The following is a 13,092-nucleotide window of genomic DNA, read 5'->3' as shown; positions in this document are numbered from 1 at the left end:
AGCGGGTCGTCACCGGGGGCGTCGGGCCACGCGCACACGGACCAGATAGACCAGTGCCCCGCACGCCAGCACCGCCGCCCCGGTCATCGCCGACGCCGCCGGCAAGCTGAACATCAGGACCACGCAACCCACCGCCCCGAGCAGGGGAATCCACCGCGCGGGCCGCCCCTGGGCCGCGGTCAGCGTCGCGGCGCAGACGTTCGCGATGAGGTAGTACACCAGTACTCCAAAGGACGAGAACCCGATGGCACCGCGGATGTCGACGGCGACGACGAGTCCGACGACGATCACCCCCACCGCGATCTCGGCGCGGTGCGGAACGGCGAACCGCGGATGTACCATCCCGAGTGACCGCGGCAGATGACCGTCGCGCGCCATGGCCATCGTGGTGCGCGACACCCCCAGCAGCACCGACACCAGCGACCCGAGCGCGGCCACCGCACCACCGATGGCGACGATCGTGACCATCGCCGGCCCGCCACCGGCCTCGGCGACGTCGGTCAACGGCGCCGCCGACGTCGCCATCCGATCCGGGCCGAGGACAGCGAGAGCGGTGCAGGCCACGACCGCGTAGATCAGCAGCGTCAGCCCGAGGGCGATCGGGATCGCCCGCGGAATGGTGCGCCGCGGATCTCGGACCTCCGCACCGAGAGTGGCGATCCGCGCGTAGCCGGCGAACGCGAAGAACAACAGCCCCGCGGCCTGCAGCACGCCGTGGACCGAGACGGCGGACGGTACCCCCGCTTCCGCGCCTCCCGCACCGGAACCGACAGCACCGGAACCGACAGCTGCGACGACCACCGCGCCGAGAATCCCCACCACCACGGCGACGATCACGCGGGTCAGCGCGGCCGACTTCTGAATCCCCCGGTAGTCGACGGCAATCACCGCCACCACCGCCGCCACCGCAACCGCGCGGGCCTGTCCGGGCCACACGTACGCCCCGATGGTGAGTGCCATCGCCGCACACGAAGCGGTCTTGCCGACGACGAAACCCCAACCCGCCAGGTAGCCCCAGAACACCCCCAGCCGCTCCCGCCCGTACACGTACGTCCCGCCCGACTCCGGGTAGCGCGCCGCGAGGCGCGCCGACGACGTCGCATTGCAGTAGGCGATCACCGCGGCAACCGCCAATCCGACGAGCAAGCCCGAGCCTGCAGCGGCCGCCGCCGGCGACAGGGCGGCGAAGATGCCTGCGCCGATCATCGCCCCCAGGCCGATGACCACCGCATCGGCGAGACCCAACTTCCGCTGCAGCTCAGCGTCTTTCGGCATCAGTCCTCCTCGGTATCAGACCTGGTGTCAGATCTTCGGGCGCGGTGCCGGGTTCACAGCCCGTGCTCGCCCAGCCAGGTCACCGCGAGCTCCCGCGGATCATCGCCTCGCTGCACCCGCGCCGCCATCGTGGCGAGGTCACCGGTGGTGATCTCGCCCGCCACCTTGTTGATCGTCTTCACGTCGTCGCGCGAGAGCGCCGCGGAGCGGTAGACGGGCACCAGGACCTTGGCCCGCGGCCCGACCGCCACGGACCCGTCTGGCGCGGATCCTTCTGGGGCGGATCCTTCTGGGGCGGAATTGTCTTCGCGTGCGGCCGGAACCCGCAGCGCCTGAACGGTGTTCGCCTCTGCCCCACGGTCGGCGGCCACCTCGAGCGGGGTCAGGACCCCGACGGCGGAACCGTCGGCCACCCGGCGCAGGGCGGCGTCGGCCGACGGCACGCTCTGCGCCGGTCCGAAGCGACAACCCGACGCCCTCAATGCGGCCAGCACCCCCTCGTCGGGTTCGCCGACGGTGACCACGGCCAGCCCGGCGGGCAGCCGGGGGCAATCGGTGAGTTCGGTGGCGCCGGCGGTCTCGGCGACCCGGGTGGCCACGAAGACCTGCGGCGCAACCGACACCGGAGTCGGGTCGCCCACCGACACCCCTTGCGGCAGAGCACGATTGAGCTCGGTGTACACGGCGTCGGCGGTGACTGCGGTGACCCGCGGGGTGAGTACACCGAGCAGCCGCCCGGTCAGCGCTGGGAACAGATCGACGTCGGTGTGGGCCATCGTGTTCAGCAGGGCCGCATCATCCCCCGTCTCGATACGGCTCGCGACGTCGGCACCGGAGTTGCGCAGCGCTCCCGCGTAGATCTCGGCCATCACCCGCATCGCGGGAGTACCCGACGAGCCGATCCGCAGCGGATCGTCGGAACTGTCCGTGGGCTGGGCACACCCGGCGAACACTGCGACCGTCGCGATGACAGCCGCCACGATCACCGTCACCCGTGTCGTCTTCGCCCGTGTCAGCGATCCCCGTGTCAGCGATCCCCGTGTCCTCGGCGCGCGTTGCCTCACGCCCATCACCGTAGCGGGTGGCGACCGGCCCCCGCCCGGGCGTGTCAGGTGCCCTGGGCCACGAAGCCGGCGATGGAATCGGCGATCAGCTGCACCGCGATCGCGGCCAGCAGCAGACCGGCGATCTTCGCGAGCAGGGTGATTCCGCCGGCCCCGAGAATCCGGATGAGATAGGTGGCGTAGCGCAGCACCAGCATCACCACCAGATGCACGCTCACGATGGCCGCGGCGATGGCCAGATAACCACCGGCATCCCCGGAGACACCGCTGACCCCGACGATCACCGCGGCGATGGCGCCCGGCCCGGCCAGCAGCGGTGTCCCGAGCGGTACGAGGGCGACGTTCACGTCGTCGGCGGCCTGCGGCGACCCGGCGTTGCCCAGACCGGTGAGCAACTGCAGCGCCACCAGCAACAACAGCAGTCCGCCGGCACCTTGCAGCGCCGGGATGCCGATGTGGAGATAGTTCAGTATCGCTTTGCCGCCCACCGCGAACACACTGATGACCAGCAGACTGACCAAGGGAGCCTGCCACGCGGCACGGCGCCGATACTCGGCCGGGCGATGCCCGACGAGGCTCAGGAACAACGGAATCTGTCCGGGCGGATCCATGATCACGAGCAACGTGATGAACGTCGTCGTGTACACGGTGACGTCGAAGGACACACCGGTGATCTTACGACCGCGGGTCACCGGCCGAGGACGACCGTCACCCCGGTGCGCGGCGAGTAGCATCCAATCCGTGCCCTCGATGCCCAACCTCCGGCCGGGCGGACGTGGCCTGGTGCCCGCCCGCCGGGACCGTCGGCCGCTGCCGCGGATCCCGGTGCCGGTCGCCCGGGCCGTCGTGGACTGTGCGATCTACATCGACGGTGTGCGGCAGCCCGGACGGATCTCCTACACCGACGCGCTGGCCACCGTCCGCGAATCCGGCCGCGGCTTCGTCTGGCTGGGGTTGCACTCCCCCGACGACGAACAGATGACCGGCGTCGGCGAGGCCTTCGGTTTGCACGAACTGGTTGTCGAGGATGCCGTCCACGCTCATCAGCGCCCGAAACTCGAGGTGTACGACGACACCCAGTTCCTGGTGCTGCGCACGGTGAAGTACGTCGAACACGAGTCGATGGAGCAGGCCAGTGAGGTGGTCGAGACCGGCGAGATCATGATCTTCGCCGGTGCCGACTTCGTGGTCACCGTCCGGCACGGCGATCACACCCACCTGTCCGGGGTCCGACGCAAACTCGAAGCCCGGCCAGAACTCCTCACGTTGGGTCCGACGGCGGTCATGCATGCCATAGCCGACAAGGTGGTCGACAGTTATCTCGCGGTCACCGATCGGATGGAGGTCGACGTGGTGGCCATCGAGGAGACCGTCTTCGGCAAACAGAATCGGTGGCTCAACATCGATCCGGTCTACCTCCTCAAGCGCGAGGTCCTCGAACTGCGGCGCGCGGTACAACCCCTCTCGGCACCGCTGGCCCGGCTCACCGACCACGAGAATCCGTTGATTCCCAAGGAGATTCGTCGTCACCTCCGCGACGTCGCCGACCACCTCGCCACAGTCATCGAGCGGGTCGTCGAGTACGACGAGGTACTCACCTCACTGCTCGACGCCGCCGCCGCGAAGGTCGGCATCCAGCAGAACACCGACATGCGCAAGATCTCGGCGTGGGTCGCCATCGCCGCGGTCCCGACCATGCTTGCCGGGGTGTACGGCATGAATTTCGACCACATGCCCGAACTTCATCAGGTGTGGGGATATCCGGCGGTCCTGCTGTTCATGATCGCCACGTGTACAACGCTGTTCTTCGTGTTCCGCCGGCATCACTGGCTCTGAGTCGCGACCCGATCACTCGACCGCGACGTGCTGACCACGCACCACGATCCCGTTGCGTTCCATCGCCTTTCCGACAAGCAGGTCGAGCCTTTCGAGGTGATACGCCAGTACCGGGTCACCCGGGTTCGCCGCTACCGAGGCGACGACCGACGCCCGATACTGCACGGCATTCCGGTAGAAGTCCGCGGCCTCGGCCGGGGTCGGTTTACGCGCCCCGCGCCGAGACCACACTCACCCAGATGAGCAGGGCGAGCGCGGCTGCGCCGGCGAGAACCGCGAGCCAGACCTTGGGACCGAGCATCTCATCGTAGGTCTTGCTGCTGGAGTTGCTGAAGATGCAGACGTCCCCGGGGGACATGTCCTTGCCATCACACGACGGCGTACCGGGGCGCATCGCCCACCAGGCGAGCCAACCCAGCCCGGCGATCACGATGACGGTGCTCGTCCACCACCACACCAGGTTCTGCGGACGGGCCCGCTGCGGCCAGGTGATCCACTCGGGCACCTTTTTCAGCGTGTTCTCCCCGATTGCACTGACCTGCTTGACACTGAGTTGGTCGATCGGTCCAGCCACCACTTCACCCCCGGTATGTCGTGAGCGCCGCCGGAGCCGACGATGCTCGCGCTCGAACCGACATACCCTACGACACCGACACCCGCGACACCAGACACCGGCGACCGACCACTAGTGTCCTGAGTCATTAATTTCCGTTCGGTTGTTAGGCTAGGGAATGGCAACCCGGGGGTCCGCTAGCAGTGGATATTGTTCTGACTGATGACGAGCGCCGTGAGCTCGAAGGGTGGGCGCGTCGGCGAACGACGGCCTCGGGTTTGGCGATGCGCTCACGAATCGTTCTCGCTGCCGCTGATGGCGGTTCGAATACCGAAGTGGCACAACGACTCGGCCTCAACCGCAGTACCGTGCGGCGATGGCGAGGCCGGTTCGTCGAGCACCGCTGCGAGGGGTTGCTCGACGAACCCCGGCCCGGGCGACCTCGCACCGTCGGCGACGAGCAGATCAAAGACCTGATCACCGCAACTCTCGAGACCACTCCGAAGAATGCGACACACTGGTCGACGCGGGCGATGGCTGAGCATCTCGACATGTCGCAGTCAACTGTTTCGCGTGTATGGAGAGCGTTCGGATTGGCTCCACACAAACAGGATTCGTGGAAGCTGTCGAAAGATCCCATGTTCACCGAGAAGGTCCGCGACGTCGTCGGGCTCTACATGAACCCACCCGAACGTGCCCTGGTGCTCTGCGTTGACGAGAAGACCCAGATCCAAGCGCTCGATCGCACCCAGCCGATCTTTCCCATGCTCCCGGGCACCCCGCAACGGGCCAGCCACGACTACGTGCGCAACGGCACCTCCAGCCTGTACGCGGCGTTGGACATCGCGTCGGGCAAAGTCATCGGTTCGCTTCACTCACGGCATCGTGCAACGGAATTCATCGGATTCCTCCGCAAGATCGACGCCGAGGTGCCCGACGAGCTCGACGTCCACCTGGTCATGGACAACGCCTCTACCCACAAGACGCCCGCGGTCAAACGATGGCTGACCTCGCACCCACGATTCGTTGTCCACTTCACCCCGACGAGCTCATCCTGGATGAACCTCGTCGAACGCTGGTTCGCCGAACTGACCACCAAGAAGCTCCAACGCTCGACCCACCGCACCGTGAGAGCGCTCAACGCCGACATCAGAGCATGGATCGAGACCTGGAAACGACAACCCCCGCCCCTACGTGTGGGTCAAGACCGCTGACCAGATCCTCGACTCCATCGCCCACTACTGCACACGAATTAATGACTCAGAACACTAGGGGGCCGCCGCCGACCGCCGCGGCGCGGTCACGTCGATCCCCGCCTCGGCCCACGCGTCACGCAGGGCGCGGGCCCCTTTGAGCCGCACCCAGGCGGCCTCGTTCGCGGTGATCGGCACGGCGCGCAGCAGCGTGATCGGGTCCATCGGCGCCGCTAGATCCACCGCGCCGAGCGAGTCGGCCTCCAAAAGGACCGCGGTGCACGCCGCCCCGTCCCAGAGCGGCTCACCCAGGTCGACGAGGGCGTCCGCGTCGAGGATCAGTCCCTCGACGGCGGGGGCGGCTGCCAGGGTGGCCATCCGTTTGTGCAGACCGGGCAACGCAGAGCCCGCGGCCATCCGTACCACCAGCTCGGCGCGCGGACCGCGCACCGGATCGGCATGCAGGTCGGTGGGATCGGCCATCGGGTGACGCGCACACCCCGACGTCACGTAGATCACCGCCTCGTCGGTGGCGAAGCGCAGGACGTCGATGGGTTCGACGCCCAGAAAGGTCACCGATGCGCGCTGTGGCTCGACGCCGATCGTCTCGACGAGGAAGCTGCCCAGGGTGTCGGTGACGGAGTCGCTCACCGGTCCAGTGTCCCAGAACCGGTACCGACCACTTAGCCTGGACTGATGGTGCGAGTGCTCGCGGTGGCCGACGAGGTGGTGGAGTCGCTCACCTTCGGCGTCGGCCTCGACGCCCGGCCGGACGTGATCCTCGGGGCCGGTGACCTGCCGTTCGACTATCTCGAGACGCTGTCCACGCTGTGTGACGCGCCGTGTGTCTTCGTGCCGGGCAATCATGACCGCGACCTGCACGGGTTCCGGCAGGGCCGCACGGGCTGGACGCGTGCCGGACTGCCCACCACCGATCCCGGGCCGGGCGGGGCGCTCAACGTCGACGGCCGCACGGTGACGGTCGCGGGGCTGCGCATCAGCGGGCTCGGCGGCAGCCGGCGCCACAACGTCGGCCCCAACCAGTACACCGACTTCCAGCAGCGCCTGCGTGGCTGGCGGCTGCGTTGTGGCGCGGCGATGCCGGCGTCGAAGCGACCGGACATCCTGCTGACGCACAGTCCGGCGCGGGGCGTCGGCGACGCCGACGATCCGTGTCACCGGGGCTTCGAGTGCCTGCATCCGCTGGTGCGGTCGCTCGATCCCACCCTGCTCATCCACGGGCACGTGCATCCGTTCGGCGCCCGGCCCCGTGATCTGATGATCGGCGACGCGACGATCTCGATGAACGTGGTCGGCTACTGCGAGTTCGACATCACTCCCGGGTCCCGGGAGTTCGGCGTGGTGAGGCGGCGATATGGTGCGTGACACCGGATTTCCCGACGCCGACGCCGAGAACGACTTCGCCCGGCTGCGCCGACAGGCCGAGATGTCGCGTCTGGCAGCGTGGTTCACGCGCGCGCCGGCCGACGTGAACACCATCCTGCCTTTCGACGAGGTGGTCGCGGCGCTGGGACGCACCGGTGAGACCACGCTGGGATTACAGGTGGTCGAGGTGTCGTCGATCGTCGGAAGTGTCGACCGCACAAAGGACTTCGATCGCTACTTTCGGCCCACGTCGTCCCGGATCCGGGAACGCTGGCAACGGCTCGCGGCCGCGCAGCGCCGTGGCGAGTCGGTGCCGCCGATCCAGCTCTACCGCATCGGCTCGATGCATTTCGTGATCGACGGACACCACCGCGTGTCGATCGCGATCGCCCGGCGGATCACCTCCATTGACGCCTATGTGACGGAGATCCACACGCGCATCTCCCCCGAGGGTATTCATGCGCCGTCGGATCTCATCCTCAAGGATCACCGGCGCCTGTTCCTGTCGCGGGTGCCGCTCGTCGGCGCGCAGGCCGACGCCATCCGGCTCGCCGATCCCTTCGATTACGCCGAACTCGCCGAGAACGTCGAGGCCTGGGGCTTCCGGTTGTCGCAGGAGGTCGGCACCTTCCTGCCGCGCGGCGAGGTCGCGCGCCGATGGTTCGGCGAGGAGTTCCTTCCGGTCGTCCGGATGGCACGCCGCGCCGGCATCCTGCCCGACGTCGAGAGCGACGCCGAACTGTACCTGTGGGTCGCCTGCGAGCGATATCGACTGGTGCGCAAGCACATCTGGGATGAGGCCATCTTCGATGAACTGCGCACGCAGTCACGCCGACGACGCCGCTGAGGCCGCCCGCACCGGAGACACTCAGCGCAGCGACGCACCCGAACTCTGGTCGAACACGGCCACTTTCGACTGGTCGAAGTAGAGTTCCGCGGTCGACCCACGGGTGACCCTCGACTCCGGCGACAGCCGGGCGATCAGCTGTCCCCCACCGATGTCGGCACCCGAATCCGCCGACAACTCGGCCAGCGCATCGCTCGCCGCCCGCTCGGATCCGACGGTGAAGTAGGCGTAGATGTCCGACCCCATCGACTCGAGCACATCGATCGTCGCCGTGAAAGTCCCGCCACGCGACCGCGTGTCGGCATCGAGCAGGGCGACGTCCTCGAGATGCTCGGGCCGGATGCCGATCAGCACCTCGCCGTTGCTGCCCACATCGCCGGCACGCGAGACCACCTGCTGATGATCGTCGAGAGAGATGGTGCCCTGCGGTGTCTCGATGCCGCCCGAGCCGAGCCGACCGGGCAGGAAGTTCATCGACGGCGACCCGATGAAGCCGGCGACGAAGATGTTGGCCGGGTGGTTGTAGAGCTCCTGCGGAGTGCCGATCTGCTGGACATACCCACCACGCAGGACGACGACCCGGTCACCGAGGGTCATCGCCTCGGTCTGATCGTGGGTGACATAGACCGTCGTCGTGTTCAGCCGAGTCTGCAGTTGTGCGATCTCGGCGCGCATCTGCACACGCAGCTTGGCGTCGAGGTTGCTCAGCGGCTCGTCCATCAGGAATGCCTTGGGCGAGCGGACGATCGCGCGGCCCATCGCAACGCGCTGACGTTGACCACCGGACAGGTTGGCCGGCTTGCGGTCGAGGTACTGCCCGAGGTCGAGGATGCGCGCGGCCTCCTCCACCTTGGCGGCCACCTGGTCCTTGGGCATCTTGGCCAGGGTCAGCGGGAACGCGATGTTGTCACGCACCGACATGTGCGGGTAGAGCGCGTAACTCTGGAACACCATCGCGATGTCGCGGTCCTTGGGCGCACGCTCGTTCACTCGCTCACCACCGATCCGCAGCTCGCCGGAGGTGATGTCCTCGAGACCCGCGATCATGTTGAGCGTGGTCGATTTCCCGCAGCCGGACGGTCCGACGAGGATCACGAACTCGCCGTCGGCGATCTCGATGTTCACCTCGTGGACCGCGGTGGAACCGTCGGGATACTTCTTGGTGACGTTGTCCAGAACGATGTCTGCCATGGTTATCCCTTCACGGCGCCGGAGGTCAGGCCGGCCACGATTCGACGTTGGAAGAAGAGCACGAAAATGATGATCGGGATGGTGATGACCACGGCTGCGGCGGCGATCGATCCCGTCGGTTCCTGGAACTGACTGGAACCGGTGAAGTTCGCGATCGCCACCGGCGCGGTGATCGCGCGTTCGGTGGACGTCAACGACAGGGCGAGGAGCAGGTCGTTCCAGGCGAAGATGAACACCAGGATCGCCGCGGTCACCACACCGGGTGCGGCCAGCGGGGTGATCACCTTCGAGAACGCCTGCCACGGTGTGGCGCCGTCCATCTTGGCCGCCTTCTCCAGCTCCCACGGGATCTCGCGGAAGAACGCCGACAGGGTGTAGATCGCCAGCGGCAGGGCGAAGGTGATGTACGGCAGGATCAGACCGGGCCAGGTGTCGAACAGCCCCAGGCGGCGCTCGATGTTGAACAGCGGTGTCACCAACGAGATCTGGGGGAACATCGCGATGAGCAACGCCGCACCGATGAGCACCTTCTTACCCGGGAAGTCGAGGCGGGCCACGGCGTAGGCGGCCATCGTGCCCAGGACCACCGCGATCAGTGTGGTGATCAGGCCGATGCCGATCGAGTTGATGAGCGCGGAGGTGAAGGCGCTCGTCTTGAAGATGCCCTTGTAGTTCTCCAGCGTCCATTCCTGCGGAATGAAGTTGCCGTCCAGCACCGTTGCCTGGGACTTGAAGGAGAGGCTGATGATCCACAGCAGTGGGATGACCGCGTACAGGATCACCAGAATGTTCGCGATCGACCACCAGGCCTTGGATTTCGCACTGTGCTGCATGGTCTACCTCCCCTCGTCGTCGGTGCCGGGTGCGGCGGTGCCGAAGCCCTTGATGAAGATGAACGCGATGATCGCGACACACAGGAAGATGAGGATCGAGATCGCCGATCCCACACCGAGATTGAATGCCCCGAACAGGTTGTCGTAACCGAGGATGGAGACCGAGAAGGTGTTGTTGTTACCGCTCGTCAGCACGTAGATGTTGTCGAAGATGCGGAACGCATCGAGTGTGCGGAAGAGCAACGCCACCAGGATGGCCGGCTTCATCAGCGGAATGATGATGCGCCACAACCGGGTCCAAGCTCCGGCACCGTCCACCTGGGCGGCCTTGAGCAGATCGTCGGGCACCAGGGCCAATCCGGCGAGCAACAGCAGCGCCATGAACGGCGTCGTCTTCCAGACCTCGGCGAGCACGATGATCGCCAGCGACGGCCACTGCTCGGTCAGTGGCGCCGACCCGTCGGGCAGCAGATTCGCCAGGTAGCCGGTGTCCGGGGTCCACGCGTAATACCAGGAGAACGCGGCCGCCACGGTCACGATGCCGTACGGGATGAGCACGACGGTACGGATGGTGCCCTTGCCGAAGATGGTGCGGTGCATCACCAGTGCGATCGCCATACCCAGGACCAGCTCGATGATCACCGAGACGATGGTGATGCCCAGCGTGACCGAGAAGGCCGTCCACCAGTAACTGTCGGTGAGGACGGTGATGTAGTTGCCGAACCAGACGAACTCGCGCTCGCCCGGTGCCGAAAGGCTGGCCTTGTTGAGCGAGAGCCACACGGCGTAGAGGATCGGGTAGCCGGTCACCAGCAGCATCATGATCGCGGCGGGGGCCACCAGCCAGAAGGCCAGGCGCCGTTCGGCCGACTTCCCGTCACTGACCCTGCCGCCCTTGGCAGTTCCCGAGTCCTCGGGTGCGGCCCGCCGCTCGGCGACGACGGTGGCGATGCCGGCGGTGGCGGCAGCCGTCGGGGCACCAACTGTCGGGGCGGCGCCTTCCGATTTGGTCAGCGACGGCCCGGGGACCGTGGTCGCCGCCGTGTGGGCGGGCTCATGCGGCTGCCCCGGCTCCGGCGCGGCCGCCGGTGGCGGCTTCCAGATGTCGGAGTGCACCGGCGGGGTGGCGGAGACCTTGTCGGCCACCGGGATCGAGCCGGTGTTGGACACCGAGTCGTCGGGTAGGGCGTGGCGGCCGGAGCGCGGCCGGGTGTCGTCGGAACCGGTGGCGTCCCGGTCCGGTTCGTCACCCCGGCGCGGCTCGTGACCGTCGTGTTCGTTGTCTCCGGTGGTCACGGGATCAGCCCCTCCCCGTTGATGGCCTTCTGGACTACATCGGCGAGCTCGTCGGCCATGGTCTGCGGATCCCATTTGCCCACCGGACTCAGCCGCGCCGTGATCAGCGTCGAGATCGCCTGATAGACAGGTGATTTCGGTCGGGTGGCGGCGCGGTCGGACTGCAACTGGACCTTCACGTCGTCGGCCATCGGGTACGCGGCACGGAACTCCGGGTCATCGTAGATGGCGCCGATGACCGGTGGCGGTCCGGCCTCGAGTGCGAACTGCCGCTGCGAACGCAGCGTCGTGATGCACTCGGCCGCCTTGAACGCCAGGTCTTTCTGCGCCGATGTCCCGGCAACCGCGATGTTGAAGCCGCCCAGCGTCGTCTTGGACGGGCGGTCACCGACTCCCGGATACTGGGCGAAGTCGAAGATCTGGCGCATCTTCGCGTTCAGGGGCGCCAGTTGCTCGGGGGTGGTGGAGTCCTTGGCACTGCCCTCCGCATCGAAGAGATTGGCAAACGGTGTCAGTTCCTTCTTGAGGAAGGGCACCGCGCCGAGCGCCGCGTTCCCCTGCATTCCGGCAAAGACGAACGGCCAGTTGACCTGATAGATGGCCTGACCCTTCTCCATGCCGGTGCGGCTGGCGCCCTCGTCGGAGTTGGTGAGGCTCGGATCGGCCCCGGGTGCGGTGGCCACCGCCTTCAGGATCTCCAGCGCGCGTACGGTTGCCGCCCGGTGCTCGGGGGTGTCGGTGAGCGTCACCTTGGACGGATCGTCGGGTGAGACGACCTCGCCGCCCGCGGACGCGAGCACCGAGTTGAACCACACCATCAGGCCCTCGTACTGCTTGCCCTGCACCATGATGTAGGTCGGTCCCGGCGGCCGCAGTGCCCCGCTCTCCTGTGCGTTGGCGAGCATGCCCTCCCAGTTGGTCGCCGGGCGGCCGCCCTGACCGATCCGGCGCAGCACATCCTTGCGGTACCAGAGCAATTGGGTGTTGGTCGACATCGGGATGGCGAACAGCCGCTCGGTGTCCTCACCCTTCTTGCGCCAGGTCGCGGTGTCCAGTGGGCCACCCAGCGTCTGGGCCTTCACCTTGGCGGCCAGCGCGTCGGGTACGGCCACCGCCCAGCCGGCGTCTGCGAATTCCGCGGTCCACACCACGTCCATCGCCATCAGGTCCAGGCCCTTGTCGTTGCCCGCGAGGCGTCGGGCCAGCTGAACGCGCTGGTCGTCGGCGTTCTTGGGGAGTGTGGTGGTCACCACCTTGTACTCGCCGTTGGACTCGGCCGAGCACCGATCGCCGATCTTGGCGAAGGTGGCCGCGCCGTCGGCGGGTGTGTAGAAGTTGATCACCCCCGGCGAATAGTCACTGCCGCATGCGGACAGCAGCGGGAGTGCCACCGCCAGCGCGGCGGCCGCGACGATGGATTTGCGGCCTATTCGCCTGGACCCCAGAGGCTTTCGGGATCGTCTGGGTATCACTGCCCGACCGCTCGTAGGACCTGCGCTGACCGAACTCCGCACGGAGCCTCCTCGATTCGTACGCGGTGCAGCACGACGTGACCGCACCGTGAGCGTCTGGAGGGCTACGCTATACGGCAAGAATCGTGACACGCAACACATTCGGC

Annotated in this window: 13 protein-coding genes and 1 pseudogene; 4 read left to right on the top strand and 10 right to left on the bottom strand. The window is 67.2% G+C overall.

Annotation, left to right across the window (positions count from 1 at the left end; genetic code table 11):
• Positions 1-9: 9 nt before the first annotated feature.
• From GBRO_RS09255 to GBRO_RS09245, 3 genes are read right to left on the bottom strand one after another with little or no spacing between them, the layout of a single operon-like run.
• Positions 10-1,275, bottom strand: a complete 1,266-nt coding sequence (locus GBRO_RS09255) for an APC family permease (RefSeq protein ID WP_012833696.1) — start codon at positions 1,273-1,275, stop codon at positions 10-12.
• A gap of 53 nt (positions 1,276-1,328) precedes the next feature.
• A complete protein-coding gene (locus tag GBRO_RS09250; RefSeq protein ID WP_012833695.1) occupies positions 1,329-2,345 on the bottom strand; it encodes a glycine betaine ABC transporter substrate-binding protein in 1,017 nt (338 codons plus the stop codon).
• 38 nt (positions 2,346-2,383) lie between these two features.
• Positions 2,384-3,004, bottom strand: a complete 621-nt coding sequence (locus GBRO_RS09245) for a MarC family protein (protein ID WP_012833694.1) — start codon at positions 3,002-3,004, stop codon at positions 2,384-2,386.
• A gap of 85 nt (positions 3,005-3,089) precedes the next feature.
• Here GBRO_RS09245 and GBRO_RS09240 point away from each other — a divergent pair, with 85 nt between their 5' ends.
• Positions 3,090-4,175 (top strand): magnesium and cobalt transport protein CorA, encoded by a 1,086-nt coding sequence (locus GBRO_RS09240; protein ID WP_012833693.1) that lies wholly within the window; start codon positions 3,090-3,092, stop codon positions 4,173-4,175.
• Positions 4,176-4,187: 12 nt separating this feature from the next.
• On the opposite strand, the gene GBRO_RS09235 is transcribed toward GBRO_RS09240, so the two are convergent.
• Both GBRO_RS09235 and GBRO_RS09230 read right to left on the bottom strand, forming a co-directional pair.
• Positions 4,188-4,406, bottom strand: coding sequence for a hypothetical protein (locus tag GBRO_RS09235; protein WP_012833692.1), 219 nt, complete (start codon positions 4,404-4,406; stop codon positions 4,188-4,190).
• On the bottom strand, positions 4,381-4,749 hold the full coding sequence (locus GBRO_RS09230) for a hypothetical protein (protein ID WP_147290644.1): 369 nt from the start codon (positions 4,747-4,749) through the stop codon (positions 4,381-4,383). Before GBRO_RS09230 ends, GBRO_RS09235 begins: the two co-directional genes overlap by 26 nt.
• Before the next feature lie 182 nt (positions 4,750-4,931).
• On the opposite strand from GBRO_RS09230, the pseudogene GBRO_RS09225 reads away from it, so the two are divergent.
• A pseudogene (locus GBRO_RS09225) lies at positions 4,932-6,000 on the top strand (IS630 family transposase).
• Here GBRO_RS09225 and GBRO_RS09220 read toward each other — a convergent pair.
• Positions 5,997-6,572 carry a suppressor of fused domain protein gene (locus GBRO_RS09220; protein WP_012833690.1) on the bottom strand — a complete coding sequence of 192 codons (576 nt, stop codon included), beginning with the start codon at positions 6,570-6,572 and terminating at the stop codon, positions 5,997-5,999. The pseudogene GBRO_RS09225 and the gene GBRO_RS09220 sit on opposite strands and share 4 nt — an antisense overlap.
• A 45-nt stretch (positions 6,573-6,617) precedes the next feature.
• Here GBRO_RS09220 and GBRO_RS09215 point away from each other — a divergent pair, with 45 nt between their 5' ends.
• Both GBRO_RS09215 and GBRO_RS09210 read left to right on the top strand, forming a co-directional pair.
• Positions 6,618-7,307 (top strand): metallophosphoesterase family protein, encoded by a 690-nt coding sequence (locus GBRO_RS09215; protein ID WP_012833689.1) that lies wholly within the window; start codon positions 6,618-6,620, stop codon positions 7,305-7,307.
• Positions 7,297-8,154, top strand: a complete 858-nt coding sequence (locus GBRO_RS09210) for a hypothetical protein (protein WP_012833688.1) — start codon at positions 7,297-7,299, stop codon at positions 8,152-8,154. The genes GBRO_RS09215 and GBRO_RS09210 overlap by 11 nt, the downstream gene beginning before the upstream one ends.
• A 21-nt stretch (positions 8,155-8,175) precedes the next feature.
• On the opposite strand, the gene GBRO_RS09205 is transcribed toward GBRO_RS09210, so the two are convergent.
• The 4 genes from GBRO_RS09205 to GBRO_RS09190 are packed head-to-tail and all read right to left on the bottom strand — an operon-like array spanning position 8,176 to position 13,087.
• The gene (locus GBRO_RS09205) at positions 8,176-9,345 is read right to left on the bottom strand and encodes an ABC transporter ATP-binding protein (protein ID WP_012833687.1); all 1,170 of its coding nucleotides are present in this window, start codon (positions 9,343-9,345) and stop codon (positions 8,176-8,178) included.
• Positions 9,346-9,347: 2 nt separating this feature from the next.
• Entirely contained in the window at positions 9,348-10,178 is an 831-nt protein-coding gene (locus GBRO_RS09200) for a carbohydrate ABC transporter permease (RefSeq protein WP_012833686.1), read from the bottom strand.
• A 3-nt stretch (positions 10,179-10,181) separates the two neighbouring features.
• Positions 10,182-11,474 (bottom strand): carbohydrate ABC transporter permease, encoded by a 1,293-nt coding sequence (locus tag GBRO_RS26305; RefSeq protein ID WP_370452892.1) that lies wholly within the window; start codon positions 11,472-11,474, stop codon positions 10,182-10,184.
• Entirely contained in the window at positions 11,471-13,087 is a 1,617-nt protein-coding gene (locus GBRO_RS09190; RefSeq protein WP_172491655.1) for an extracellular solute-binding protein, read from the bottom strand. The genes GBRO_RS26305 and GBRO_RS09190 overlap by 4 nt, the downstream gene beginning before the upstream one ends.
• Between the last annotated feature and the right edge of the window lie 5 nt (positions 13,088-13,092).

Source organism: Gordonia bronchialis DSM 43247 (assembly GCF_000024785.1).
Lineage (GTDB): Bacteria > Actinomycetota > Actinomycetes > Mycobacteriales > Mycobacteriaceae > Gordonia > Gordonia bronchialis.
Note: the sequence above shows the minus strand (reverse complement) of the source record. Positions and strands in the feature narration are given on the sequence as shown.

Coding starts and splice junctions, on each gene's coding strand:
- GBRO_RS09250 (WP_012833695.1), bottom strand. CDS start 2,345: ATGGGCGTGAGGCAACGCGCGCCGAGGACACGGGGATCGCTGACACGG.
- GBRO_RS09210 (WP_012833688.1), top strand. CDS start 7,297: ATGGTGCGTGACACCGGATTTCCCGACGCCGACGCCGAGAACGACTTC.
- GBRO_RS09205 (WP_012833687.1), bottom strand. CDS start 9,345: ATGGCAGACATCGTTCTGGACAACGTCACCAAGAAGTATCCCGACGGT.
- GBRO_RS09215 (WP_012833689.1), top strand. CDS start 6,618: ATGGTGCGAGTGCTCGCGGTGGCCGACGAGGTGGTGGAGTCGCTCACC.
- GBRO_RS09200 (WP_012833686.1), bottom strand. CDS start 10,178: ATGCAGCACAGTGCGAAATCCAAGGCCTGGTGGTCGATCGCGAACATT.
- GBRO_RS09240 (WP_012833693.1), top strand. CDS start 3,090: ATGCCCAACCTCCGGCCGGGCGGACGTGGCCTGGTGCCCGCCCGCCGG.
- GBRO_RS09190 (WP_172491655.1), bottom strand. CDS start 13,087: ATGTGTTGCGTGTCACGATTCTTGCCGTATAGCGTAGCCCTCCAGACG.
- GBRO_RS09255 (WP_012833696.1), bottom strand. CDS start 1,275: ATGCCGAAAGACGCTGAGCTGCAGCGGAAGTTGGGTCTCGCCGATGCG.